The sequence below is a fragment of the Halomonas sp. LMYGS-3 genome (assembly GCF_059509875.1).
The window spans coordinates 1-24,336 of sequence record NZ_JCAKFQ010000023.1; the positions used below are offsets into that span (position 1 = coordinate 1).

The window sequence follows — 24,336 nt, forward strand, 5'->3', positions numbered from 1 at the left end:
TTTTCGGACGGGGACGGACCTCCAAAAAGACGACGGCTGCGCCTCTGGCACCAGCGCTGAGTATAGGCGGCCGCCGAGTTTCTGTGCCGACAAGAGGGTGCAACCCTAAACAGTTTTCGGCGAACGTGCCGTCATCGTTAAGGTATCCGGGGTGATCGGCAGGGTTCGGGACTCTACGGTTACTCTCCCGGTTCTCCCCCGTCCGCCCGGGCATCCAGCTCCTCTCGCCAGGCCATGAGCTGGCCGTAGCGCTTCTCCTGGCCGTACTCCGTCGGTTGGTAGAAACGCTGGTGCGGGATCTCGTCGGGCCAGCAGTCGTGAGCGCTGCCCGCTGGGTAGCCGTGGGGCTCGTGGTGGGCATAGCGATAGCCCTGGCCGTGGCCCAGCGACTCCATCAGCTTCGTCGGCGCGTTGCGCAGGTAGGTAGGCACCTCGAGGCTCGGCTGGGCGGCAACGAAGGCCTTGGCCTCCTTCCAGGCTCGGTCGATGGCGTTGCTCTTGGGCGCCACGGCGAGGTGGATGGCGGCGTGGGCGATGGCGCGCTGGCCCTCGTAGTCGCCCAGGCGCAGGTAGGCATCCCAGGCGGCCATCACCAGCGGCAGGGCGCGTGGGTCGGCGTTGCCGACGTCCTCGGAGGCAATGGCGGCCAGACGACGGATCACGTCCAGCGGGTCGCCACCGCCCTGGAGGAAGCGAGCGATGTAAAGCAGGGCAGCGTCGGGGCGCGAGGAGCGCACCGACTTGTGGATCGCCGAGAGCAGGTCATAGAAGTGGTCGCCCTGCTTGTCGAAGGCGCTGGCCTGGTGACCCAGCACGTCCTCCAGTGCCTCGCGGCGCAGGATCTCCCCGCCGTCCGCGCCGGGTTCGGCAAAGTCGCAGGCGGTCTCCAGCAGCCCCAGGGCGCGGCGGGCATCGCCGGCCGCGGCACGGGCCAGCAGCTCCAGCACTTCGTCATCGACGTCGATCTGGCGGCTTCCCAGGCCGCGCTCCGCATCGGTGAGGGCCTGGCGCATCACCGTGACCAGCTCCGCCTCGGAGAGCGCCTTGAGCACATGGACTCGCGCCCGGGAGAGCAACGCCGAATTGACCTCGAAGGAGGGATTCTCGGTGGTGGCGCCGATCAGCGTCAGCAGGCCGGATTCCACATGGGGCAGTAGGGCGTCCTGCTGGCTCTTGTTGAGCCGGTGGATCTCGTCGAGGAACAGCAGGGTGTGCCGTCCCTGGCCCTGCGCGGCCCGGGCGCGGTCCACCGCGGCCCGGATCTCCTTGACCCCGGCCATGACCGCCGACAGATGCTCGAGGTGGGCGCCGGACTCCGCGGCGAGGATCTCGGCCAGGGTGGTCTTGCCGGTGCCGGGGGGGCCCCAGAGGATCATCGAGCGCACCACGCCGGTTTCGGCCATGCGACGCAGGGGCTTGTCGGGGCCGACCAGCGCCTGCTGGCCCACATAGTCGGCCAGCCGCCGCGGCCGCATGCGAAAGGCCAGTGGCGCCGCGTCATCGCTGGCGTTCTGCTGGAACAGGTCCATGGCGGTCTCCTGATGAACGGCAAGAGGATGCCCGGGTGGGCGTCGTCGACAATGCGACCTTGGTCGATAGACAGCCCCGCCGCCAGGCACTAGGTTGATACAACGTCTTCGGCGTACCCCCGGTATCGGGTGGGTTCGCTGAACCCAGGCCAGGATGGCGAATCCAACGAGGAATGCCTTCCACACATCGCGGACGGAGAGGAGGCCACGACATGACGATGCTGACCCAGTTGCGCCGGGATCATGCCAATATGGCGCGCATGTTGCACGTTCTGCAGCTCAAGCAGAAGACCCTGTCGACCGGTGAGCGCCCGAATTTCCAGCTGGTGCGGGAGGTCGTCGACTACATCCTGGACTACATGGAGGGCTTCACGCTGCCCCTCGAGCGGATTTGCACCGAACAGTTGCAACAGAAGGCTCCCGAGAGCGGTGACGTCACCGAGCAGCTCGCCAAGGACTACCGGGGCCTGCGTGCACGCCTGAAGCGCCTGTCCGGCGATATCGACATGATCCTGATGGATGCGGTCGTGCCGATGGATCGCTTCTCCGACGATCTCAAGGCCTACCTGGAGAGCCATCGGGCCTACCTGCGCGACGAACGTGAGCTGCTCTTCCCGCTGATTCATGAACACTTCGACGAGGAGGACCTGCAACGTCTCGCCGAGTCGCTGCCGGAGGGCGCCGCTGCCAAGCTGGAACGCCTCCAGGAGGCCTATCCCGAGCTCTATGCCGAGCTGCGCGAAGCACCGGAACATGTGATCTGAACCTTCTGTGCATCGGTCGCTTCGGGTCGTCGTCGTGCTCAGGTAGAATGCATTCCCAGGGTCGGTCCAGTACGTTCAGCCATGAACGCGCTGCCGAGGAATGTGCCGCCGGGACTTAGCGCGATGCCAGTCAGCCATCACCATGTCATGCCGTCCTCTCTCCTCTCCCCCCCGCCTGTCCGGGCGGGGGTGTTGCTGCGTGGTGAGTGCCGGTGACGGGCCCTGTGCTGGTGTTCGACTCCGGTGTGGGGGGGCTTTCGGTGGTGGCGGCCCTGCGCGATCGCCTGCCGGGGGCGGCGCTTGCCTATGTCTGCGACAATGCCATGCTGCCCTATGGCATTCGCGAGGATGGCTGGCTGGTGCAGCGCATCCTTTCCGTCTGCGAGGCGGCAGTGTCGGCCAGCGGTTGTTGTGCCCTGGTGGTGGCCTGCAATACCGCCAGCACCCTGGCACTCGATGCATTGCGGGCGCGCCTGTCGGTGCCGGTGGTCGGTACCGTGCCGGCGATCAAGCCGGCGGCCCGGTCGAGCACCACCCGCCATCTCGGCCTGTTGGCCACCAGTGCCACGGTGGCCCGCCCCTACACCCTGGGACTGATCCGCGAGTTCGCTGCCGATTGCCGGGTGACCCGGGTCGCTGCCGATGCGCTGGTCGGCGAGGCCGAGCGCTGGGTGGCCGGCGAGCCCCCCGATCGCGACGCGATCCGCGAGGCGCTGGCACCGCTGTGGGCCGATCCCGAGCTCGATACGGTGGTGCTGGGCTGTACCCACTTCCCGCTGCTGCATGATTTCCTCGTCGAGGCGGCGCCGCGCGAGGTCGCCTGGATCGATTCCGGCGACGCCATTGCCCGCCGGGTCGCCCAGGTGGTCGCCGCCCCCGCCCCGTACCGCGGGCCGGGCGAGAGCTTCATCACCGCCCCGGATCCTCGCCTGAGGGAGGGGCTGGCGACATTCGGCTTCGCCGAGCCGCGCCTGCTCCACCTCGGCTGAGCGTGTCGGTCCCGCGTCATTCCTTCGTGCACGGCCGTCATCACCTTGATTTCACCACTACAGGAGGCCCCGTGGCCGTTCCCGTCGTCGATCCCGCCCGCTACGATCAGCAGCTCGAAGCCAAGCGCCAGCGCATCACCCGCGACTTCGCCCGCTTTTCGCCGCCGGCATTGGAGGTGTTTCCCTCGCCACCGAGCCACTACCGGCAGCGCTGCGAGTTTCGTGTCTGGCACGAGGGCGACGATCTGTTCTATGCCATGTTCGAGGTGGATCCCGAGAACCCCCGGCACAAGACCGTGATTCGCCTGGATGACTATCCGGTGGCCAGCCGGCGGATCAATGCGTTGATGCCGCAGTTGCTCGATGCCGTGCGCGATGTCCCCCTGCTGCGACGCAAGCTCTTCCAGGTGGAGTTCCTCACCACCCTGTCGGGTGAGGCGCTGGTCACCCTGATCTACCACCGCCCGCTGGACGAGGCCTGGGAAGACGCGGCTCGCCAGCTTCAGGAACGGCTCGGCGTGATGATCATCGGTCGTTCGCGCAAGCAGCGGCGGGTGCTGGAGCAGGACCATGTCATGGAGCGACTCGAGGTAGACGGGCGCGAGTTCGTCTACCAACAGGTGGAGAACAGCTTCACCCAGCCCAATGCCGAGATCTGCCGCTCGATGCTGGCCTGGACCCGTGAGGTGACCCGCGACAGCCGGGACGGCGACCTGGTGGAACTCTACTGTGGCAATGGCAACTTCACCGTGGCACTGGCCGAGAACTTCCGCCGGGTGCTGGCGACCGAGATATCGCGCACCTCGGTGACCAGCGCACGGTTCAACCTCGCGGCCAATGGCATCGCCAATGCCGTGATCGGCCGCATGTCCGCCGCGGAGTTCTCCGCGGCGTTGAAGGGTGAGAAAGGCGGGCGGCGCGTGGCCGAGTGGGCGCTGGACGACTACGACTTCACCACGGTGCTGGTCGACCCGCCCCGCGCCGGGCTCGACGCCGAGAGCTGCCGGCAGCTCAGCGACTACTCGCGTATCGTCTATATTTCATGCAACCCGGAGACACTGGCGGACAACCTCGAGACCCTGACCCGAACGCACGACATCCGGCGTTTCGCCCTGTTCGACCAGTTTCCCTGGACGCATCACTGCGAGTGCGGGGTACTGCTCGAGAGGCGTCCATGACTGCGACCTTGGTCCAGGAAGTCAAGCGGTGATGCGCAACCGACATGTACCATGAGCAAGGTGACAAGTCGGTGGGGGCGGTTCGGGGAGTGGCGTAAGATCGAGCGCATGGCGGCCAGGGGTCGCCCTGAACTTTATCCCGGCCGCCATTCGGCGGTCGTCGGCAGCCGAGGTGACGGATGCAGTATGTTGCGCACGACGAAGTCAGACAGGATTTTCTCAAGCAGCTCGCCGAGCGACTGACCAATCGACTGGACAAGGACAAGGCCCGCGAGGTGGAGTCCTTCGCTCGCTACTTCTACGCTACGGTGCCCCTCGATGACCTCGCCGACCGCCGCCTGGACGACATCTATGGTGCGACCCTGTCGGTGTGGCACTTCATTCAGCAGTTCGATCCCGATTCGCCCAAGGTGCGGGTCTTCAACCCCGATTTCGAGGAGCACGGCTGGCAGTCGACCCACACCTTCGTGGCGGTGCTGCACGAGGACATGCCGTTTCTGGTCGATTCGGTGCGCATCGAGCTGAACCGGCGGGGTATCACCGTGCACGCGATCCATAACGCCGTACTGGCGGTGGCGCGTGACGACAAGGACCATCTCGAGCGGGTCGCCTCGCCCCGGGAAGCAGGGGCTCCCGAGGCGCGCGAGTCGCTGATCGCCATCGAGATCGACCGCCATACCGACCCCGCCTTCCTCGCCGACATCCAGGCCAGCCTGCACGAGGTGCTGGTCGATGTGCGTACCGCGGTGGCCGACTTCGAACCGATGGTCGAGCAGGTCGAGAAGGCGCTCGAGGAGATCCGCGCGATCCGCCCGGCGTCGATCGACCCCGAGGACCACAGCGAGGCGATCGCCTTTCTCGAGTGGTTGCGCCAGGACAACTTCACCTTCCTCGGCTATGACGCCTACGAGATCGTCGAGCGGGATGGCCGGGAGTGGCTCGAGAAGGTCGAGGGGAGCGAGCTGGGGGTCTTTCGCCTCGACCAGCCGCGATATCGTGAGCGCATCCGCACCACGCTCGGTGTCGACGGCGACCACTACGTACTGGTACCCCAACTGCTGTCGTTCGCCAAGAGCGCCCACCATGCCCGGGTGCATCGGCCGACCTATCCCGACTATATCTCCATCGACCGCTACGACGAGGAGGGCCGGGTGATCGGCGAACATCGCTTCCTGGGCCTGTTCACCGCCACGGTCTACAACGAGTCGCCGCGCAACGTGCCGATCCTGCGGCGCAAGCTCAAGTCGGTGATGGATATCGCGGGCTTCAACCCCAAGGGACACAACGGCAAGCAGCTGTTGCAGATTCTCGAGGTCTATCCCCGCGACGACTTCTTCCAGATCGACACCGACGAGCTGGTCCAGACGGCGCTGGGTATCCTCGACATTCGCGAGCGACGCCGGGTGCGGCTGTTCGTGCGCGAGGATCGCTTCGGCAAGTTCTACTCCTGCCTGGTGTTCGTGCCGCGGGACGTCTTCTCCACCGAGCTCAGGCTGCGCATCCAGAAACTCCTCTGCGAGGAGCTGGGTGCCACTTTCGGCGACTTCAATACCTACCTCTCGGAGTCGGTGCTGGCGCGTATCCAATTCATTCTTCGCTTCGAGGGCGACCACCCCGTTGCGTATGATCTCAAGCGCCTGGAGGGCAAGGTCGCCCAACTCGCCCGCAACTGGCGTGACGATCTCCAGGCCGCCAGCATCGAGGGGTTCGGCGAGGAGCAGGCCAACAAGCTCTTTGATCGCTTCCGCGATGCCTTCCCCGCCGGCTATCGCGACGATTTCAGCGCCCGTACCGCGGTCTATGACCTGCATCACATCAGCGAGCTCGACGACGGCATCCCCCTGGCGCTCTCCCTCTACCGCCTGGTCGAGGAGGAGGGCAGCGGGGTCAACCTCAAGCTCTTCCACCGCGACCGCCCCATTCCGCTCTCCGACGTGCTGCCGATGATGGAGAACCTGGGGCTGCGGGTGATCGGCGAGCGTCCCTACGAGATCCGTGCCACCGACGCCAGCTACTGGATCCACGACTTCGACCTGGAGCATCACACCAGCACCGAGGTCAATCTGCAGGAGATGCGCGGTCCCTTCATCGAGGCCTTCCAGCGCATCTGGGTGGGGGAGGCGGACAACGATGCCTTCAACCGCCTGATCATCGGGGCCAACCTGGACTGGCGGGAGGTCGCGATGCTGCGTGGCTATGCCCGCTACCTGAAGCAGATCCGCTTCGGCGTCTCCCAGGACTACATGGCCACCACCCTGGCCAACCATCCGGAGATCACCCGTGAGCTGGTGACGCTGTTCGAGCTGCGTTTCGATCCCGAGGATCGCCCCGACGACAGCGAGGTCGAGGCCTGCCAGCAGCGCATCGTGCGGCTGCTCGACGACGTGGCCAGCCTCAACGACGACCAGTTGCTGCGCCGCTACATGGAACTGATGATGGCGACCCTGCGCACCAACTACTACCAGCGGGGCGCCGACGGCCGCGTCAAGGATTACATCGCCTACAAGATGAATCCGTCCCAGGTCACCGGCATGCCCAAGCCGCTCCCGGTCTACGAGATCTTCGTCTGCTCGCCGCGGGTCGAGGGGGTTCACCTGCGTGGTGGCAAGGTGGCCCGCGGCGGGCTGCGTTGGTCTGACCGCCAGGAGGACTTCCGCACCGAGGTTCTCGGCCTGGTCAAGGCGCAGCAGGTGAAGAACGCGGTGATCGTGCCGGTGGGCGCCAAGGGAGGCTTCATCTGCAAGCGGCTGCCCGAGGGGGGCGATCGCGATGCCATCCAGCAGGAGGGCATCACCTGCTACAAGACCTTCATCCGCGCCCTGCTCGACGTCACCGACAACCTGGTCGGCAGCGAGGTGGTGCCGCCCCGTGACGTGGTGCGCCACGACGACGATGATGCCTACCTGGTGGTAGCCGCCGACAAGGGCACGGCGACCTTCTCCGACATCGCCAACGAGATCTCGGCCGAGTATGGCCACTGGCTGGGCGACGCCTTCGCCTCGGGGGGGGCCAACGGCTACGACCACAAGAAGATGGGCATCACCGCCAAGGGGGCCTGGGAATCGACCAAGCGCCACTTCCGCGGCCTGGGCCTGGACACCCAGCGCGAGGCGTTCACCGTGGTGGGGATCGGCGACATGGGCGGCGATGTCTTCGGCAACGGCATGCTGCTCTCCGAGACGATCCGGCTGGTGGGTGCCTTCAACCACCTGCATATCTTCGTCGATCCGAATCCGGACGCCGCCGCCACCTTCGTCGAGCGCAAGCGACTGTTCGACCGGCCGCGCTCGAGCTGGGAAGACTTCGATGCCGGCCTGATCTCCGAGGGCGGTGGGGTGTTCCGGCGCAGCGCCAAGTCGATCCCGATATCGAAGCAGATGAAGACGGTATTCGGCATCCGGGAAGACAAGCTGTCCCCCAACGAGTTGATCCGTGCGATGCTCAGGGCCGAGGTCGACCTGCTCTGGAACGGCGGCATCGGCACCTACGTCAAGGCCAGCGGCGAGACCGATGCCGAGGTGGGGGACAAGGCCAACGACGCCCTGCGCATCGACGGCCGGGAGCTCAACTGCCGCGTGGTCGGCGAGGGCGGCAACCTGGGGCTCACCCAGCGTGGTCGCATGGAGGCCGCGGCCAAGGGCGTGCGGGTCAACACCGACTTCATCGACAACGCCGGCGGGGTGAACTGTTCCGACCACGAGGTCAATATCAAGATCCTCATCGACGAGGTGGTCAAGCGCGGCGACATGACCGACAAGCAGCGCAACCAGCTGCTCGCCGACATGACCGATGAGGTCGCCGACCTGGTGATCCTCGACAACTATCGCCAGACCCAGGCGTTGGATCTCTCCGAACTCCTCTCGCGCCACGGCATCGGTCCCTTCCGGCGCTTCATCAGTGAGCTCGAGGCCGTCGGCCAGATCGACCGGGAACTGGAGTTCCTGCCCACCGACGAAGAGCTCCAGGAGCGGGCCGCGAATGAGCAGGGCATGCTGTTGCCCGAGCTCTCGGTGCTGATCTCCTATGCCAAGAGCGTGCTCAAGGGCGACCTGATCGCTTCCGAGGTGCCGGACGATCCGACCATTTCGCAGTACGTCGAACACATCTTCCCGAAGGTGCTGGTCGAGCGTTTCCGTGACGAGATGTACGAGCATCGGCTGAAACGCGAGATCGTCGCCACCCAGGTGGCCAACGACCTGGTCGACCACATGGGCATCGTCTTCGTGCGCCGGCTGATCGACTCCACCGGCGCCGGGCGCGCCGACATCGCCCGGGCCTACGTCATCGCCCGCGAGAGCTTCCAGTTGAGTGGGTTGTGGGAACAGATCGAGGCGCTGGACAATCAGGTGCCGAGCCAGGTGCAGTACGGCATGATGCTCGACCTGATGCGCACGCTGCGCCGGGCGACCCGCTGGTTCCTGCGTCAGCGTCTCGGCATGACCACCCGCGACGCGATCACCTACTTCGCCCCGCGCCTGGCCCAGTTGCAGGAGAATATCGGCAAGCGGCTGCGTGGCGAGGAGCGCGAGGCCTGGGAGACGCGGCGCACGGAGCTGGTGGAGGCGGGCGTGCCCGAGGCGCTGGCTGCGACCGTGGCCGCCACGGGCAGCCTCTATACCGCGCTCGGTATCATCCAGGCGGCGCGGCAGGCCGGCGAGAAGCCCCAGCGGGTGGCCGAGGCGTTCTACGAGATCGGCGATCGCCTGGAGCTGCCGTGGATGATCCAGAAGATCACCGACCTCAAGGTGCGTGACAGCTGGCAGGCACAGGCCCGCGAGACCTTCCGCGACGACATCGATCGCCAGCAGCTGGCGTTGACGGTGAGCGTGCTCGGCATGGAGGGAGGGCCCAAGGCTCCGGTCGAGCGGGTCGACCGGTGGTTGCAGCTTCACGAGGCCATGCATCAGCGCTGGTGTCGCCTGCTCGAGCAGGTGGGCAGCGGCAGCCAGGGTGGCTTCCCGCTCTTTGCGGTCGCGGTACGCGAGCTGGTCGACCTGGCCGAGAGCAGCCGCGAGGTCTGACGCGCGACGGGCACGCAGTGAAGCACGAACCCCGCCCTTGGCGGGGTTCGTCGTTTCCCGGCGGCCGGACTGCTATAATCGCGCCCGCTCGCCCCCCTCCCTGGAGATGCCCATGTATGCGTTTGCCCGCTCGATCCTGTTCCGCCTCGATGCCGAGACCGCCCACGGGGTGGCGCTGTCGGGGCTGGATCTGGCCGATCGGCTGAGGCTCGCCGGGTGCCTGGCCGGCCCCCGGGTCGACGACCCGCTGGAGCTGATGGGGCTGCGCTTTCCCAATCGGGTGGGTCTGGCGGCGGGGCTCGACAAGAATGCCGACCACCTGGATGCCCTGGGGGCGCTGGGCTTCGGCTTCGTCGAGGTGGGCACGGTGACGCCCAAGCCCCAGGCGGGCAACCCGAGGCCCCGGCTGTTCCGCCTGCGGGAGGAGGGGGCCATCATCAACCGCATGGGGTTCAACAACGCCGGAGTGGACCACCTGGTCGAGCGGGTCAGGAAGAGCCGCTATGACGGTATCATCGGCATCAACATCGGCAAGAACCTGACCACGCCTGTGGAGCGGGCGGTGGACGACTACCTGACCTGCCTGCGCAAGGTCCACGCCTGCGCCCACTACGTGACGGTGAACATCTCCTCGCCCAATACGCCGGGGTTGCGCAACCTGCAGTTCGGCGAGCACCTCGACCAGCTGCTGGGGGCGCTGCGCGAGGCGGGCCATGACCTCGATCGCGAGGCCGGCCGCCGTGTGCCGCTGGCGGTGAAGATCGCCCCCGACATGAGTGCCGAGGAGGTGGCGCTGGTGGCCCGGGCGCTCGAGACCAACGCCATCGACGCGGTGATCGCCACCAACACCACGGTATCGCGGGAGGCGGTGATGGGTCTCGAGTACGCCGATCAGCAGGGGGGGCTCTCCGGCCGCCCGGTATTCGAGCCGTCGAATGCGGTGATTCGCGAGCTGCGCCGCCACCTGCCGGCGATGCCGATCATCGGCGTGGGGGGCATCGACAGCGGCGCGGCCGCCGTGGCCAAGTGCGAGGCGGGCGCGGATCTGGTGCAGCTCTATTCGGGCTTCATCTACCGCGGGCCGCGGCTGGTGGGGGAGTGCGCGCGGGCGCTGAAGGCCCACGCCGCGTGATACGGGACGTCATGAACCAGAAAGCCCGTGGCATGGCCACGGGCTCGATCGGTTGGCCGTCGACGACGGCCGGTGAGGAACCTCGTAAGGAGGGTGGTGGGTTCACATCACCATGGGGTTCTTGTGTATGCCGGAGACACCTGTCATGCCGGACCAATGATCCCCACGACCTTCACGCCAACCGCTCATCCAGTATTCGCGAAGATTGATATCCTGACTCGGACAATCATCACGGGAACGACCTGAGATACCTGCCTTGTAGCCATGGATATAGGCGCGCTGGAAGCGATCACGTTTCTGTCGTTTCATTGGACTACCTCTTGAAAAGGTACCGGATTGGGTTCGTCCTGTAGGAAAGGAGCGAACCCGCCCGTTCTTGATCCCCGGGCAACCCCCGCCTGCCGGCCGCAAAATACCGGCTGTGCGACGGATGGGGCCCGTTGACAGCAAACGCATGCGTTATTCAGTAGCTACTGACTAATTGATAGCGCAACGGGGTCGACGTTGTCGACCGTTGATTTGTAACATCCCGTTCACCCGGTCGACATGGCCGCGATTCGCCCACCCGAGGGGCCGATGGATCTTCCATGACTGAGACACAACCCACTGATTCACTGGCATTCATCGCCACCTGCCCGAAGGGCCTCGAACTCCTGTTGGCCGACGAACTCGCCCAGCTGGGCGCCGAGCCGGGCAAGACCACCGTGGCGGGAGTGCACTTCCGAGCCGGCCTCGAGGCCGGCTACCGCGTCTGCCTCTGGTCGCGCCTGGCCAACCGCGTGGTGCTCTGCCTTGTACAGGAGCGTGACATCGAGACCCCGGATCAGCTGCGCCATGCCGTCGCGGCGGTCGACTGGCGGGATCATCTGCGACCCGGCGAGACCCTGGCGGTGGACTTTCACGGTCGCTCCGAGGCCATCCGCCACACTCGCTTCGGTGCCCAGACCGTCAAGGATGGCGTGGTAGAAAGCCTGTTCGCCACGGGTCGCCCGCGGCCCGACGTCGACCTGCGTCACCCCGACCTGCGCCTCTATGCCAACCTGCATCGCGGCCAGTTGACACTGGGCGTGGATTTCTCCGGCGACAGTCTGCACCGTCGTGGCTATCGTCGCGACGTCGGCCATGCGCCGCTCAAGGAGAACCTGGCCGCGGCGCTGCTGGTACGCGCCGGCTGGCCGGAACAGGCACGGCGTGGGGCGCCGCTGGTCGATCCGCTCTGTGGTGCCGGCACCCTGTTGATCGAGGCGGCGCTGATCGCCGCCGACGTCGCCCCCAACCTGGCGCGGGAGCGGTTCGGCTTCCATGGCTGGGCCGGCCATGACGAGCGGCTGTGGCGGGAACTCCACCGCGAGGCCGAGGCCCGGGCCAGCATCGGGCGCAAACGCTGTCGCTCACGGCTGTTCGGCTTCGACGAGAGCCCACCGGCGCTGGCCGCGGCCAGGGCCAATGCCATGCGCGCCGGCATTCCCGCGCTGATCGAGTTCCGTGGCACCTCACTGAGCCGACTCGAACGCCCCGGGGGACTGCCGGCCGAACCTCGGGGATTGCTGATCACCAACCCGCCCTACGGCGAGCGCCTGGGCGAGCTGCCCGAACTGGTGGCCCTCTATGGCCAGCTCGGCGAGCGGGCGCGGGGGGCCTTTCCCGGCTGGCAACTGGCGGTGTTCACCGCCAATCCCGACCTGGGACATCGCATCGGCCTGCGCGCCCACAAGCACTACGCGTTGAAGAACGGTCCCCTGGATGCCCGGCTGCTGCTGCTGGCGATTCCCGAGGCCGAGCCGGGCGGTGCCGAGGCGTCGACGGTTCCGCGGCACTCCAGGGGGGCGCAGATGTTCGCCAACCGCCTGGAGAAGAACCGCAAGCGCCTGCGCAAGTGGCTCAAGCAGTCCGGCGAGAGCTGCTACCGGCTCTATGACGCCGATATGCCCGAATACGCCCTGGTTATCGATATCTATGGTACGCGGGTGCATGTTCAGGAGTACGCGCCGCCGAAGTCCATCGACGCCGACCAGGCCCAGAAGCGCCTCTTCGATGCCCTCACGGTGCTGCCCGAGGTGCTGGGCGTGGACCCGACGGATATCGTGGTCAAGCGTCGCGAGCGCCAGAGCGGCAAGGGCCAGTACCAGCAGCAGGCCACCAGCGGCGAGCGCTTCGAGGTTCGCGAGGGGCGGGCGCGGCTGTGGGTCAACCTGCGCGATTACCTCGATACCGGCCTGTTCCTCGACCACCGCCCGGTGCGGCGGATGCTGGGTGAAATGGCCGCCGGCAAGCGCTTCCTCAACCTGTTCTGCTATACCGGCACCGCCACGGTGCAGGCCGCACTGGGGGCGACCGAGGCCGCGGGCGGAGCCAGTGACAGCGTCAGCGTCGATCTCTCCAACACCTACCTGGCGTGGGCGCGCGACAACTTCGCCCTCAATGGCCTCGATCCGAGCCGCCACCGGGTGGTGCGCGATGATTGCCTGCGCTGGCTGGAGACGGCGGGGGCGCAGTTCGACCTGATCTTCCTGGATCCGCCGACCTTCTCCAACTCCAAGAAGATGGAGGCCACCCTGGACGTGCAGCGCGACCATGGCCGCCTGGTGCGTCTGGCCATGGCCCGCCTGGCGCCGGGCGGCACCCTGGTGTTCTCCAACAACCAGCGCCGCTTCCAGCTGGATGCCGACCTCGTCGACCACTATGCGGTGGACGACATCTCGAGGCAGACCTTCGACCCGGACTTTCAACGCCGTCCCGGTCTGCATCACGTCTTTCTGATTCGCCATCGGGAGGTGTCATGATCCGGCTGCGACTCTATACCACCCTGGGGTGCCATCTCTGCGAGCAGCTCGAGGCGCTGTTGGTCCACCTGGCCAACGAAGCGCCGGTGCTCGACCGGGTCGAGATCGCCGACGACGATGCCCTGCTGGAGCGCTACGGGGTGCGTATCCCGGTGTTGGTGGACGAGGCCGGAGAGGAGCTCGACCGCGGCTTCGATCCACAGCGCCTGGCAACCTGGCTGGCCGCGCGGGGCTGGCTGGACGAGGCTGCCTGGCAGCAGCTGCAGCGGGAACTGGCGGGTGAACCGCCGCGCACGGCCCGGGGTGCGGTGATGCGCGACGGTCGGCGTTACCTCGGGTGACCCGGCTTCGCCGGGAGCCTGAAGCCATAAGCTGGAAGAGCGGCGCTTCGCGCCTGGAAGCTAGAAGAAAGACCTTGATACAGGGATTGGTGGCAACAGGCTGCCTTCCAGCTTCCAGCTTCCAGCTTCCAGCTTCCAGCTTCCAGCTTCCAGCTTCCAGCTTCCAGCTTCCAGCTTCCAGCTTCCAGCTTCCAGCTTCCAGCTTATAGCGTATCCAGCAGCGACAGCTGGCGGATGGCGTCGCGCCCCTCGGCGGTCTCGGCCTCCACCTCCAGCACCTTGCGGAAGCCTCGCGAGGCCTGGATGGTAGCCTCGTCGCCGAGCCACATCAGGGCCTGGGCGTGGTCGTCGGCCAGGCGGTGCTTGAGCCCGCCGAACTGGGTGCCGATCTGCCCCCAGGCGCGGCTGAAGATCCAGTCGCCGAACATGTCCTGATGGACATGTATCAGCACATAGTCATGGTCGGTTTCCCAGCGGACGATCACGGCGACTCCCGAAAGCGCGAGGTGCTGCCGTAGGCAGCAGCGAAGTGTCATGTAGTGGCTGGGGAGGTATTGTAAGGCCTCGTGCGATCTGAACAAGTCGTGCCATCCAGGGAACCGGGAGCCAGCCATGAGAATCGTCGTCGATGCCAATGTGCCCGCCACAGACGCCTGTTTCGGTGGGCTGGGCGAGGTGATCCGCCTGCCGGGCCGCGAGATCGATGCCGCGGCCGTGGGCGACGCCGATGCCCTGGTGGTGCGCTCCATCACCCGGGTCGACGAAGCGATGATCGCGGCCGGTTCGCGGCTGCGCTTCGTCGGCACCTGTACCATCGGCACCGATCATGTCGATCGGGCCGCGCTGGCACGCCACGGCATCGCCTTCGCCAGTGCCCCAGGCTGCAATGCCGAGGCGGTGGTCGACTACGTCCTCGGTAGCCTGCTGACCCTGGCCGAGCGTCAGGGCTGGCGACTGGCCGAACGCCGTGTCGGCGTCGTCGGGGCCGGCAACGTCGGCGGGCGGCTGCTCGGGCGTCTCGAGCGCCTGGGCATCGACTGCCTGGCCTGTGACCCCCCCCGGGCGGAACGGGAAGGGCCACAGGGCTTCGTCGACCTGGCGGCGTTGATCGACGCTTGCGACGTGGTCTGCCTGCATACTCCGCTGGTCGCCGACGGGCCCCACGCCACCCATCACTTGCTGGATGCCGAGCGGATCGCCGAGCTGGCGCCGGGGACGGTGGTGCTCAACGCCGGCCGTGGCGACTGCATCGATGGCCAGGCACTGCGCCAGCGCCTGGCAGGGCAGGGTGACATCACTGCCGTGCTCGATGTCTGGGAGGGCGAGCCCGCCATCGACGCCGCCCTGCACGACCTGGCGGCGATCGCCACGCCGCACATCGCCGGCCACAGCCTCGATGGCAAGCTGCGTGGCACCCATCGGGTCTACCGGGAACTGGCCCGGCACCTCGGCCTGCCGGCGCGGGTGGGCCTCGCCGACCTGCTGCCGCCACCGCCGGTGTCGCGCCTGGTGCTGCGGGGTGGGCTCGAAGCCGAGGAGGCGTTGCGCCTCTGTGCCCGTGCGGTCCACGACGTACGCCGCGATCACGACAGCCTGCTGCGCGAGTCGCGCCGTCAAGGCATGGCCAGGGGATTCGATGCCTGCCGGGCCCGCTATCCGCTGCGCCGCGAGTTCTCGACCCTGGGGATCGAGCTGGGCGGGGAAGCCCGGGGATTGGCCGCTCTGCTGGCAGGTGCCGGCTTCGCGGTTCGTGAACACGATGGCGCGCCGGCCTGAAAGGCAGGGGGCCGAGACGGATCAGGCATCGTCGCTGCTGGCCGGGTCCCGGCACCCGAGGGCGTCGACGCTGGCCTGCCCGAGGCGTTCGAGGTGGGCAACGGCGTCGCCGAGGGAGGCGAAGTCGGCCTGCCCGGCGTCCCGTTCGAGCCGGGCCGCTGCCCGGGCGAGGGCGTGGCAGCCCATCGAGGCGGCGGCACCCTTGAGGGCGTGGGCCGCTTCGAAAAGGGTGCGGCGGTCTCGTTCGGCGATTCCCACGGCCATGCGTTGCTGCTGCTCGGGTAACAGGGCCAGGAACCGGGCGTTGAGTTCCCCGAGGCCGTGACGGCCGAGGGAGTCCGTCAGTTCCGCGACTACCCGCTCGTCCAGCAGCGCTTCACCATCCACCGTGTCGCCGGCCTGGCTACCGAGTTCCGCGCTGCCCGGTGGCGGCGCGGGCGAGGCATCGGCACCGGGTGTGGCGTTCAGGGTGTGGGCCAGTACCTTGTAGAGGTCGCGGCGGGTAAAGGGCTTGCAGATCATCTCGTCCATGCCGGCGTCCATGCAGCGCTGCCTGTCGGCGGGCATCACGTTCGCCGTCATGGCCACGATGGGCAGCCGGGTCGTCGAGAGGCGGCTTTCCTTCTCGCGCCAGTGCCGGGTGGTGGTCACACCGTCCATGACCGGCATCTGCATGTCCATGAAGACCAGGTCGACGTCCTGACACGACAGCATGGCCAGGGCCTGTTCGCCATTCTCCGCCAGCAGGACGGTCTGCCCCAGGCTTTCGAGCATGGCGCAGACGATGTCGCGATTGAGGGCCTGATCCTCGACCACGAGCACTCGTCCCCGGGGCAGGGGGGGCAGTTCACCGATGGCACAGGTGGAAAGGCTGGAGACAAGGGGCATGGTATCGGCCGTGGGGAGGGGGACGGTGAACCAGAAGTGGCTGCCCAGATGCGGGTGGCTCTCGACACCGATGCGACCCTTCATGGCCGTCACCAGCCGGTCACAGATGGCCAGCCCCAGGCCGGAGCCCCCATGACGGCGTGCGATGGAGCTGTCGACCTGAGAGAAGGGCTTGAACAGTGCTTCGTGGCGGTCTGCGGGGATGCCGCAGCCGGAGTCTTTCACCGAGAAGCGTATGCCATCGCCATCGGCGAGTGCCACCGTCAGGCCGACGGTACCCGCATCGGTGAACTTGAAGGCGTTGTTCAGCAGGTTCATCAAGATCTGGCGCAGGCGGTTGATGTCGCCTTCGAGGCAGGCGGGGACGTCGTCCTCCACCCGGCAGTGGAAATGGATGGAGCGCTTTTCGCTCCGCAGCCGGTAGCCACGGCAGAGCTGCTCGATGAAGGCACGAATATCGAAGGGCTCGGTCTCCAGATCGAGGGAACCGGCTTCGAATTTCGTGTAGTCGATCACGTCGTTGATGACGGCCTGCAGGCTCAGGGCGCTGTCATTGAGCGACGCGACGAGCGCCCGCCCGCGTTCGCTCTGCGGCTCATCGGTCAGCAGGTCGGCGACACCCGCCACGCCGTTGAGCGGCGTCCGGATTTCGTGGCTCATGACCGCCATGAATTCCGATTTCGCCTGGCTGGCCTGCTCGGCCCGGCTTGCGGCGTCGTCGAGTTCGCGAGCCTGATTCTCCAGCATGCGCGTCTTGCGGGCGTGCTCGCGCCCCTCCCGGATCAACGCGACCACCAGCACGATACCCGAGAGCATCAGCAGCACGATCAGCATGAGCATCACGGCGTAGAGCTTCACCAGGTCGTCGCGTTCGGAGGTCCGCAGCCTGCCGACGTGGGCATTGATATCGAGCAGCAGGGACGAGGTGAGCTGCTGGAGCTCGCCGAGTCGGGCATCGATCCGGTGGCGTCGCTGGTTGTCCAGTGGGTGTTCGCCCGAGGCGACCGTCGTGAGGAGGGGGGCCAGGGCGTGGACGCGCTCGATGGCCTCCCGCAGGGCATCGGTCAAGGGGGTGCCGGCCACCGCCTGCCTGAGCTCGCCCTGGCCGAAGAGATTGACGCGGCTGACGAGGATCTCGTAGCGAAGCAGCAGGTCCTCGTCCCCTTCGGCGGGAAGGTCACTCAGGGTCATCCTCAGCTCGCGCACCTCCCGATCGAACTGGTAGGTCGCCCAGGTCAAGTTCTCGAGCATCCGGTTCTCGAGCTGCTGTTGCCGCTGGTAGACCGCGCCGGCCGTGACCAGGGCGGACAGAAACAGCAGGATGGCGGCGAAGAAGGCGATCCTGTATCGGAGCGTGCTGGTGGGCGGCGTCCGGCTCATGGGTCAGTCGAGTCGTACGTCGATGCGCTTGACCTGCCATACCGAGCGGGTCATGACCTGTTCATTGAGCAGGTGGGGGTGTTCGTCGAAGGGGTAGATGACGAACAGCGGCCCCTGGTTCCTGACCCTGAGCGGCTCGCCGTTCATGGACAGGGCCAGGATGACGTCATACTCCATCAGGTCCTGCACCGGCACGCTGGCGGCATAGTCATTCAGCGCCGTGATGCGCAGCATCTCGCCCGCGGCGCCCACCGCTTCCAGCAGGGCGCGGCCGAGGGGACCGGAGAAGGTGGCGATGTCGTCGTGCCAGGGGGTCCGGGTGGTGGTGTCGCGCTGGGGCAGGGCCAGCAGCATCTCGCGGTCGAAGTGGGCCTCATCGCCGACGTTGGTGTGCTCGATGTGACCGGTCACCGTCAGCAGGACTGGTCCCTGCGGGACTTCCAGTGCCGCTGCCGAGGCGACCGCGAAGCCGGGGAGTAGCGAGACGATCCAGAAGAGATGGCGCATTGTGTCGTCCATGGCAGGGAAGGCTGAGCTCCCTAGTATAAGACGGCCCCTGCACTCGGGCCGTCAACGCTCGCCGGGCGAGGGGCCGAGACCTATCGGGCCCGCCAGAGTCGCGGGCCCGATGTCATGGGGGAGGCGGTTTCACTGCCGATAGGCCGCTTCCTTCAGCGCCCGGATGCGGTCATCCAGGGGCGGGTGGCTGGCGAACAGCCGCTCCATGATCTTGCGGGTCTGGCCGGTGGTGATGGCGAAGGCCGTCAGGGTGTCCGGCATCTGGTCGGGCATCTCGGTTTCGGCCTTGAGCCGTGCCAGGGCGTTGATCATGGCACCGGAGCCGGCGAGCTTGGCTCCCGCGGCGTCGGCGCGGTATTCGCGGAAGCGCGAGAACCAGGCGACGATGGCCGAGGCGATGATGCCGAAGACGATCTCGGCGACGATCACCACCGCGAAGTAGCCCATGAAGCCGAGCCCTGCCCCCTCGCTGCGGCTGCGCAGGAACTGGTCGACCAGGTGGGCCACGACGCGGGCGAAGAACATCACGAAGGTATTCACCACGCCCTGGATCAGGGCCAGGGTGACCATGTCGCCGTTGGCCACGTGGCCGATCTCGTGGGCCAGGACCGCACGCACCTCTTCCGGGCGCATGCGGTTGAGCAGGCCGGCCGAGACCGCCACCAGGGCGTCGTCCTTGTTCCAGCCGGTAGCGAAGGCGTTGGACTGCTGGGCGGGGAAGATGCCCACCTCCGGGGTCTTGATGCCGGCGTCGCGGGCGAGCTCCGCCACGGTGTCGAGCAGCCACTTCTCGGTGGCATTGGAGGGTGTCTCGATCACCACGGTGCCGGTGCTGCGCTTGGCCATCCACTTGGAGATGAACAGCGAGATCATCGAGCCGGCCATGCCGACGATGAAGCAGAAGATCAACAGGGCGTTGAAGTTCATGCCCTGGCCACGCAGGTAGCCCTCGACTCCCAGCAGGCGCAGGGTGATGCTGGCGACGATGATCACCGCCAGGTTGGTGCCCAGGAAGAGCAGGATTCTCATCATGTTGCCGGTTCTCCAGTTATCAGCGCAAGGGGAGGTGCCGCGACGGTCGCGGCGTCCAGAAGCTGTTGCTTAGATACGGTCTCGCCCGCTGGGTTTCAAGCATGGTGATCACGGCGCTCATTGACGGTAGCGCGACAGGAAGCGGGCGAAGCGGTCCAGGGCATCCTCGAGCTGGTCGGCCCAGGGCAGGGTGACGATGCGCACGTGGTCGGGGTCCGGCCAGTTGAAGGCGGTGCCCTGGACCAGCAGGATCTTCTCCTGCAGCAACAGGTCGAGTACCAGTTGCTGGTCGTCCCGGATGTTGAACACCTCGGGGTCGAGCCGCGGGAAGGCATAGAGCGCGCCCTTTGGCTTGACGCAGGAGACCCCGGGGATGGCGTTGAGCTTGTCGAAGGTGATATCGCGCTGGGCCAGCAGGCGTCCCCCGGGCAGGATCAGGTCATTGATCGACTGGTAGCCACCCAGTGCGGTCTGGATGGCGTGCTGGGCCGGCACGTTGGCGCACAGGCGCATCGAGGCCAGCATGGTCAGGCCCTGGATGAAGTCGTCGGCGCGTTGCTTGGCCAGGTGGCCCGAGAGGATCATCCAGCCGGAGCGGAAGCCGGCGCAACGGTAGCTCTTGGAGAGCCCGTTCATGGTCACCACCAACTGGTCCTCGGAGGCCAGCGCCCCGGTGGAGATATGCTCAGCGTCGTCGTAGAGGATCTTGTCGTAGATCTCGTCGGAGAACACCACCAGGTCGTGCTCCCGGGCGATGTCGAGCAGCCCGCGCACCACCTCCGGCGGGTAGAGGGCGCCGGTGGGGTTGTTGGGGTTGATGATGACGATGGCGCGGGTATGGCCGGTCACCTTGGCGCGGACATCGTCGAGGTCGGGTGCCCAGTCGGCCTGTTCGTCGCAGAGATAATGCACTGGATGGCCACCCGAGAGGTTGGCCGCGGCGGTCCACAACGGATAGTCGGGGGCCGGGATCAGCACCTCGTCGCCGTCGTTGAGCAGCGCCTGCATGGCCATCACGATCAGCTCCGAGACGCCGTTGCCGATGTAGATGTCCTCGATGCCCACGTTGGGTATGTTCTTGCGCTGACACTCCTGCATGATCGCCTTGCGCGCCGAGTAGAGCCCCTTGGAATCGCAGTAGCCCTGGGCGGTAGGCAGGTTGCGCATCACGTCCTGGAGGATCTCCTCCGGGGCCTCGAAGCCGAACGGGGCGGGGTTGCCGATGTTCAACTTGAGGATGCGCTGGCCTTCCTCTTCCAGGCGCTTGGCGTGGTCGAGCACCGGGCCGCGGATGTCATAACAGACGTTGTGGAGCTTGTGCGATTTCCGGATCGGGGTGGTGTCCATGTGTTCCAGTGTCCAGGCAGGAAATGGCGGGTACGAAGGTGTGATTATGCGGGGTCGCGGGGCCGGGGGCCATCTTCCTCGGCGTCAGCGGCCGGTTCGGGCTCGAGGATGTCCGCCGGGGTCTCGAGCGTCAGCCGGCCGAGCTTGCCGTCGCGAAGTTCATGCAGCAGTACCTCGGCACCGCGGTGCAGGTCGACCTCGCCGCCGGGACGCAGGCCACCGCGCTTGCCGGCGATCTCGGTGAGAATGGCGTGGCCGTCGAAGCCGGCCAGTGCCAGCAGGTCGATCCGCCGCGGGCCGTCGGCCTCGACACGCTCGGCTTCGGGGTGGGCGGCATAGGCGGGCAGCGCCTTGAGCTTGTAGCGTGCGCGGAGCGCCTCGGGATAACGCCTGGCCAACTCGGCGGCGGTGACCACGGCCACATCCACGTAGTCGATGGCAGTGTCGCGGATGGCACCGCTGGCGGCCAGGCGGTAGGCGCTGGCCTGGTCCTCGATCTTCGGCCACAGCACCCCGGGGGTGTCGATCAGGGCCACACGGCCGGCGATGCGCACCTTCTGCTGGCGCTTGGTCACCGCCGGCTCGTTACCGGTCTTGGCGATGCTGCGCCCGGCCAGGCCGTTGATCAGGGTCGACTTGCCGACGTTGGGGATGCCCATGACCATGACTCTCACATCGCGATCGGCGCGCACCTGGCCCGCCAGCTCATGGCACAGCCGGGGGATGCGCTTGAGGTCGCGGGCGTTGGTGGTGGTCACCGGCAGCGCGCGGGTGTCGGCCTGGGCGTCGAAGTGGGCGGCCCACTCCCGGGTGCGCTCGGGGTCGGCCAGGTCGGCACGCGACAAGATCTTCAGCACCGGCTTGTGGCGGGTCAGCTCGGCGAGCATGGGGTTGGCGCTGGAGTAGGGGAGTCGGGCGTCGAGTACCTCGATCACCACGTCGATCTCCGGCAGCGCCTCGGTGATCTGCCGGCGCGCCTTGTTCATGTGTCCCGGGTACCAGCCGAGCATCGGAGCCACTCCTGCGAGCCTGAAAATGAAACGGGCGACCATCATACCAGACGGTCGCCCGTTTCAGGTCAGGCCAGTCGCCTACTCGCCGGCATGGAACTGGATCGCCACCGAGTTGATGCAATAGCGCAGTCCGGTGGTCTCGGCCGGGCCATCGGGGAAGACATGCCCCAGATGGGCGTTGCACCGGGCGCAGATCACCTCGGTGCGCTGCATGCCGTGGGAGGTATCCGGCTGTTCCTCGACGCAGCCCGATACCAGGGGGCGGTCGAAGCTGGGCCAGCCGCAGCCGGCGTCGAACTTGTGCTCGTTCTCGAACAGCGGAGCGTGGCAGCAGACGCAGTGGTAGATGCCGTGCTCGTCGCTGACCCGGTGGTCGCCGCTGAACGGGCGCTCGGTGCCTTTCTCGCGGGTCACGCGGTACTGCTCCGGGGTCAGCTGTGCGCGCCACTCGGCATCACTCTTCTCGATCTTCCTTCGCATGGCGTCTCTCCTGGTCTGGCCTGGTCAGGGGCGGCATCGGCCACCGAGTCGATGTCTTCATCATTGTGGCATCATCTCCCCACCCCCATGCCAGGGGATTTCGCTCATCGGTCACGCCAGTTCAACGACGGCCTGGCCCGTGCTTGACAGCTTTCAGGGCGCTCAGTAACATACGCGCCACCTCGACGAGCCGAGCATTGCGTCCCATTCGTCTAGTGGTCCAGGACACCGCCCTTTCACGGCGGGAACAGGGGTTCGAACCCCCTATGGGACGCCACTCGACTCATCAGGTGCCGGAGCGCGGGAATAGCTCAGTGGTAGAGCATCGCCTTGCCAAGGCGAGGGTCGCGAGTTCGAATCTCGTTTCCCGCTCCAGTTTCGGTACTTCCACTACGGTGGAGGGGTAGGAGAACGAGGGTCGCGAGCCGGTGCGCCGGTCCGATCGAATCTCGTTTCCCGCTCCAATGCGTCCCATTCGTCTAGTGGTCCAGGACACCGCCCTTTCACGGCGGGAACAGGGGTTCGAACCCCCTATGGGACGCCACTTCCGGTGATCGCCCAGGCGATCAAGCGTTGCGAGACCTGCGGGAATAGCTCAGTGGTAGAGCATCGCCTTGCCAAGGCGAGGGTCGCGAGTTCGAATCTCGTTTCCCGCTCCAGTTCGTCCCATTCGTCTAGTGGCCCAGGACACCGCCCTTTCACGGCGGGAACAGGGGTTCGAACCCCCTATGGGACGCCACTTCGCACGCATCGCGGCATCCGACAAGCGGGAATAGCTCAGTGGTAGAGCATCGCCTTGCCAAGGCGAGGGTCGCGAGTTCGAATCTCGTTTCCCGCTCCATGTCGCCAACACCGCCAGGCCAAGGCTCGGGTCACGAGCCGGTGCGCCGGTCCGATCGATCTCGTTTCCCGCTCCATGTCGCCAACACCGCCAGGCCAAGGCTCGGGTCACGAGCCGGTGCGCCGGTCCGGCTGACGGCAGCCCCGTCGATCTCGTTTCCCGCTCCAGTCACTCCCTTTCGGTATCAGTACATCCAGACGATCGCCATCAGCAGCCCCCAGGCGAGGCCGCCGGCGGCCATGACGGTATAGGTCGTCGTCATCGCCGCTACATCCTCGTCATCCGGATGCTGGCACAGCCCCTGCAGCCCGTGATAGATCAGGCTGCACGAGATGCATAGTGCCATCACCACCGCCAACGCATTGAGCAGCAGGCTGGGCACTGCCAGCACCACGGCGGACGCCCACAACGGCAGCGGGGCCAGGGCGGCCAGCAGATAGGCATCGTGGTAGCTGATCGACATCTCCTGGCTGTTGACGACCGTATGGATGAGCCAGCCCATGGTGAAGAAGGTCAGCAGCTCCGCGAGGAACAGGATGGTGGCGATATGGCGCCAGGGACGGTCGCCGAAACCGGGGACGAAGTCGTCGCCATAGTGGGTGCCGGCGTAGTAGAGCATGATCGGCGGCAGCAGCGACAGCGGCACCACGACCAGCCACACCAGGGCGGGGATCGAGACGTCTCGCTGCTGGAGCTCCTTCCAGCCCGCGGTGCGGGAGAAGGGCAGAAAGAGAATGGTCGAAACATTCATGAGGCTCCTCCGGAGACGCGCCGTCGATTTATATCATGTTATGATATTGGCCAGTTGTCATGCTACGGGGTGTCAAGCGAGGAGGTCACCATGACCAGCCCGGGCGAATCCCGCCCCGATCTCCTGACCAAGCAGGATTTCGAGCGACTCTCCCATTTCCGCTATCGGCTGCGCTGCTTCCAGCGCCATAGCGAGGACATCTGTCGCGAGCATGGCCTCACTCCGCTGCAGTATCAACTCCTGCTGCACCTCAAGGGATTCGAAGGGCGGGAATGGGCGACCGTGGGGGAACTGGCCGAGCGGCTGCAGGCCAAGCACCATGGCACCGTGGCACTGGTCGGGCGCTGTGAGGACGTCGGGCTGGTCGAGCGCCGCCCCGGCCGCACCGACAGGCGGTGCATGGAGGTACACCTGCTCGCGAAGGGAAGCGAGCTGGTGGCGCGCATCGCCGCACAGCATCAGCCCGAGCTGCGTCACCTGCAGCAGGAGTTTCACCTGCCCGGCTGGCAGGGCGAGCCTTGAAGTTTCTGCTCGTACCCCAATGTCCTGAGGCTCTTTCGATGATATCGCTC

At 66.6% G+C, this 24,336-nt stretch carries 19 protein-coding genes and 6 tRNA genes; 15 read left to right on the plus strand and 10 right to left on the minus strand.

The window, feature by feature from the left end:
* Nucleotides 1-179 precede the first annotated feature (179 nt).
* The gene (locus AC5W54_RS17405) at nucleotides 180-1,529 is read right to left on the minus strand and encodes a replication-associated recombination protein A (protein WP_495963363.1); all 1,350 of its coding nucleotides are present in this window, start codon (nucleotides 1,527-1,529) and stop codon (nucleotides 180-182) included.
* Nucleotides 1,530-1,747: 218 nt separating this feature from the next.
* On the opposite strand from AC5W54_RS17405, the gene AC5W54_RS17410 reads away from it, so the two are divergent.
* The 5 genes from AC5W54_RS17410 to AC5W54_RS17430 all read left to right on the plus strand — a co-directional run bounded on the left by AC5W54_RS17410 (nucleotide 1,748) and on the right by AC5W54_RS17430 (nucleotide 10,613).
* Entirely contained in the window at nucleotides 1,748-2,293 is a 546-nt protein-coding gene (locus AC5W54_RS17410) for a hemerythrin domain-containing protein (RefSeq protein WP_495963426.1), read from the plus strand.
* A 212-nt stretch (nucleotides 2,294-2,505) separates the two neighbouring features.
* Nucleotides 2,506-3,282: a glutamate racemase gene (gene murI / locus AC5W54_RS17415; RefSeq protein WP_495963364.1), complete on the plus strand. Its 777-nt coding sequence runs from the start codon at nucleotides 2,506-2,508 to the stop codon at nucleotides 3,280-3,282.
* Nucleotides 3,283-3,353: 71 nt separating this feature from the next.
* A complete protein-coding gene (trmA, locus tag AC5W54_RS17420; protein WP_495963365.1) occupies nucleotides 3,354-4,460 on the plus strand; it encodes a tRNA (uridine(54)-C5)-methyltransferase TrmA in 1,107 nt (368 codons plus the stop codon).
* 179 nt (nucleotides 4,461-4,639) lie between these two features.
* Nucleotides 4,640-9,481, plus strand: a complete 4,842-nt coding sequence (locus AC5W54_RS17425; RefSeq protein ID WP_495963366.1) for an NAD-glutamate dehydrogenase — start codon at nucleotides 4,640-4,642, stop codon at nucleotides 9,479-9,481.
* A gap of 112 nt (nucleotides 9,482-9,593) precedes the next feature.
* Nucleotides 9,594-10,613, plus strand: a complete 1,020-nt coding sequence (locus tag AC5W54_RS17430; RefSeq protein WP_495963367.1) for a quinone-dependent dihydroorotate dehydrogenase — start codon at nucleotides 9,594-9,596, stop codon at nucleotides 10,611-10,613.
* A 102-nt stretch (nucleotides 10,614-10,715) separates the two neighbouring features.
* On the opposite strand, the gene rmf is transcribed toward AC5W54_RS17430, so the two are convergent.
* On the minus strand, nucleotides 10,716-10,922 hold the full coding sequence (rmf, locus tag AC5W54_RS17435; protein ID WP_110283657.1) for a ribosome modulation factor: 207 nt from the start codon (nucleotides 10,920-10,922) through the stop codon (nucleotides 10,716-10,718).
* Between the two features lie 278 nt (nucleotides 10,923-11,200).
* Here rmf and rlmKL point away from each other — a divergent pair, with 278 nt between their 5' ends.
* A complete protein-coding gene (gene rlmKL / locus AC5W54_RS17440) occupies nucleotides 11,201-13,396 on the plus strand; it encodes a bifunctional 23S rRNA (guanine(2069)-N(7))-methyltransferase RlmK/23S rRNA (guanine(2445)-N(2))-methyltransferase RlmL (protein WP_495963368.1) in 2,196 nt (731 codons plus the stop codon).
* Nucleotides 13,393-13,737: a glutaredoxin family protein gene (locus AC5W54_RS17445; RefSeq protein ID WP_495963369.1), complete on the plus strand. Its 345-nt coding sequence runs from the start codon at nucleotides 13,393-13,395 to the stop codon at nucleotides 13,735-13,737. The genes rlmKL and AC5W54_RS17445 overlap by 4 nt, the downstream gene beginning before the upstream one ends.
* Before the next feature lie 203 nt (nucleotides 13,738-13,940).
* Here the strand turns inward: AC5W54_RS17445 and AC5W54_RS17450 are convergent, their stop codons facing one another.
* Nucleotides 13,941-14,222 (minus strand): hypothetical protein, encoded by a 282-nt coding sequence (locus tag AC5W54_RS17450; protein ID WP_495963370.1) that lies wholly within the window; start codon nucleotides 14,220-14,222, stop codon nucleotides 13,941-13,943.
* Nucleotides 14,223-14,349: 127 nt separating this feature from the next.
* On the opposite strand from AC5W54_RS17450, the gene pdxB reads away from it, so the two are divergent.
* Nucleotides 14,350-15,513 (plus strand): 4-phosphoerythronate dehydrogenase PdxB, encoded by a 1,164-nt coding sequence (gene pdxB / locus AC5W54_RS17455; RefSeq protein ID WP_495963371.1) that lies wholly within the window; start codon nucleotides 14,350-14,352, stop codon nucleotides 15,511-15,513.
* 21 nt (nucleotides 15,514-15,534) lie between these two features.
* On the opposite strand, the gene AC5W54_RS17460 is transcribed toward pdxB, so the two are convergent.
* From AC5W54_RS17460 to msrB, 6 genes are all read right to left on the minus strand, one after another.
* Entirely contained in the window at nucleotides 15,535-17,781 is a 2,247-nt protein-coding gene (locus tag AC5W54_RS17460; protein ID WP_495963372.1) for an ATP-binding protein, read from the minus strand.
* 3 nt (nucleotides 17,782-17,784) lie between these two features.
* A complete protein-coding gene (locus AC5W54_RS17465) occupies nucleotides 17,785-18,288 on the minus strand; it encodes a putative pterin-binding protein (protein ID WP_495963373.1) in 504 nt (167 codons plus the stop codon).
* A gap of 141 nt (nucleotides 18,289-18,429) precedes the next feature.
* Nucleotides 18,430-19,332 carry a protease HtpX gene (htpX, locus tag AC5W54_RS17470; RefSeq protein WP_495963374.1) on the minus strand — a complete coding sequence of 301 codons (903 nt, stop codon included), beginning with the start codon at nucleotides 19,330-19,332 and terminating at the stop codon, nucleotides 18,430-18,432.
* A gap of 117 nt (nucleotides 19,333-19,449) precedes the next feature.
* The gene (locus AC5W54_RS17475; RefSeq protein ID WP_495963375.1) at nucleotides 19,450-20,679 is read right to left on the minus strand and encodes a pyridoxal phosphate-dependent aminotransferase; all 1,230 of its coding nucleotides are present in this window, start codon (nucleotides 20,677-20,679) and stop codon (nucleotides 19,450-19,452) included.
* Between the two features lie 44 nt (nucleotides 20,680-20,723).
* Complete coding sequence (gene ylqF, locus AC5W54_RS17480) at nucleotides 20,724-21,689, minus strand: ribosome biogenesis GTPase YlqF (protein ID WP_495963376.1); 966 nt, start codon at nucleotides 21,687-21,689, stop codon at nucleotides 20,724-20,726.
* Between the two features lie 81 nt (nucleotides 21,690-21,770).
* Complete coding sequence (msrB, locus tag AC5W54_RS17485; RefSeq protein WP_495963377.1) at nucleotides 21,771-22,172, minus strand: peptide-methionine (R)-S-oxide reductase MsrB; 402 nt, start codon at nucleotides 22,170-22,172, stop codon at nucleotides 21,771-21,773.
* 201 nt (nucleotides 22,173-22,373) lie between these two features.
* Here msrB and AC5W54_RS17490 point away from each other — a divergent pair.
* From AC5W54_RS17490 to AC5W54_RS17515, 6 genes are all read left to right on the plus strand, one after another.
* A tRNA-Glu gene (locus tag AC5W54_RS17490) sits at nucleotides 22,374-22,449 on the plus strand.
* Nucleotides 22,450-22,472: 23 nt separating this feature from the next.
* Nucleotides 22,473-22,547: transfer RNA gene (locus AC5W54_RS17495), tRNA-Gly, on the plus strand.
* Between the two features lie 93 nt (nucleotides 22,548-22,640).
* Nucleotides 22,641-22,716, plus strand: a tRNA-Glu gene (locus AC5W54_RS17500).
* A gap of 40 nt (nucleotides 22,717-22,756) precedes the next feature.
* Nucleotides 22,757-22,831 (plus strand) — tRNA-Gly (locus AC5W54_RS17505).
* A 4-nt stretch (nucleotides 22,832-22,835) separates the two neighbouring features.
* A tRNA-Glu gene (locus tag AC5W54_RS17510) sits at nucleotides 22,836-22,911 on the plus strand.
* Nucleotides 22,912-22,938: 27 nt separating this feature from the next.
* Nucleotides 22,939-23,013 (plus strand) — tRNA-Gly (locus tag AC5W54_RS17515).
* 184 nt (nucleotides 23,014-23,197) lie between these two features.
* On the opposite strand, the gene AC5W54_RS17520 is transcribed toward AC5W54_RS17515, so the two are convergent.
* Entirely contained in the window at nucleotides 23,198-23,764 is a 567-nt protein-coding gene (locus tag AC5W54_RS17520) for a YIP1 family protein (protein WP_495963378.1), read from the minus strand.
* Between the two features lie 90 nt (nucleotides 23,765-23,854).
* Between AC5W54_RS17520 and AC5W54_RS17525 the strand changes: the two genes are divergently transcribed.
* The gene (locus AC5W54_RS17525) at nucleotides 23,855-24,286 is read left to right on the plus strand and encodes a MarR family winged helix-turn-helix transcriptional regulator (RefSeq protein ID WP_495963379.1); all 432 of its coding nucleotides are present in this window, start codon (nucleotides 23,855-23,857) and stop codon (nucleotides 24,284-24,286) included.
* The last annotated feature ends 50 nt before the right edge of the window (nucleotides 24,287-24,336 follow it).

What these genes read in the sequence shown, in the direction of transcription:
- rmf (WP_110283657.1), bottom strand. Translation starts at nt 10,922, where the DNA reads ATGAAACGACAGAAACGTGATCGCTTCCAGCGCGCCTATATCCATGGC.
- AC5W54_RS17445 (WP_495963369.1), top strand. Translation starts at nt 13,393, where the DNA reads ATGATCCGGCTGCGACTCTATACCACCCTGGGGTGCCATCTCTGCGAG.
- pdxB (WP_495963371.1), top strand. Translation starts at nt 14,350, where the DNA reads ATGAGAATCGTCGTCGATGCCAATGTGCCCGCCACAGACGCCTGTTTC.
- AC5W54_RS17460 (WP_495963372.1), bottom strand. Translation starts at nt 17,781, where the DNA reads ATGAGCCGGACGCCGCCCACCAGCACGCTCCGATACAGGATCGCCTTC.
- ylqF (WP_495963376.1), bottom strand. Translation starts at nt 21,689, where the DNA reads ATGCTCGGCTGGTACCCGGGACACATGAACAAGGCGCGCCGGCAGATC.
- AC5W54_RS17425 (WP_495963366.1), top strand. Translation starts at nt 4,640, where the DNA reads ATGCAGTATGTTGCGCACGACGAAGTCAGACAGGATTTTCTCAAGCAG.
- htpX (WP_495963374.1), bottom strand. Translation starts at nt 19,332, where the DNA reads ATGATGAGAATCCTGCTCTTCCTGGGCACCAACCTGGCGGTGATCATC.
- AC5W54_RS17525 (WP_495963379.1), top strand. Translation starts at nt 23,855, where the DNA reads ATGACCAGCCCGGGCGAATCCCGCCCCGATCTCCTGACCAAGCAGGAT.
- rlmKL (WP_495963368.1), top strand. Translation starts at nt 11,201, where the DNA reads ATGACTGAGACACAACCCACTGATTCACTGGCATTCATCGCCACCTGC.
- AC5W54_RS17405 (WP_495963363.1), bottom strand. Translation starts at nt 1,529, where the DNA reads ATGGACCTGTTCCAGCAGAACGCCAGCGATGACGCGGCGCCACTGGCC.
- AC5W54_RS17410 (WP_495963426.1), top strand. Translation starts at nt 1,748, where the DNA reads ATGCTGACCCAGTTGCGCCGGGATCATGCCAATATGGCGCGCATGTTG.
- AC5W54_RS17465 (WP_495963373.1), bottom strand. Translation starts at nt 18,288, where the DNA reads ATGCGCCATCTCTTCTGGATCGTCTCGCTACTCCCCGGCTTCGCGGTC.
- AC5W54_RS17520 (WP_495963378.1), bottom strand. Translation starts at nt 23,764, where the DNA reads ATGAATGTTTCGACCATTCTCTTTCTGCCCTTCTCCCGCACCGCGGGC.
- msrB (WP_495963377.1), bottom strand. Translation starts at nt 22,172, where the DNA reads ATGCGAAGGAAGATCGAGAAGAGTGATGCCGAGTGGCGCGCACAGCTG.
- AC5W54_RS17430 (WP_495963367.1), top strand. Translation starts at nt 9,594, where the DNA reads ATGTATGCGTTTGCCCGCTCGATCCTGTTCCGCCTCGATGCCGAGACC.
- AC5W54_RS17475 (WP_495963375.1), bottom strand. Translation starts at nt 20,679, where the DNA reads ATGGACACCACCCCGATCCGGAAATCGCACAAGCTCCACAACGTCTGT.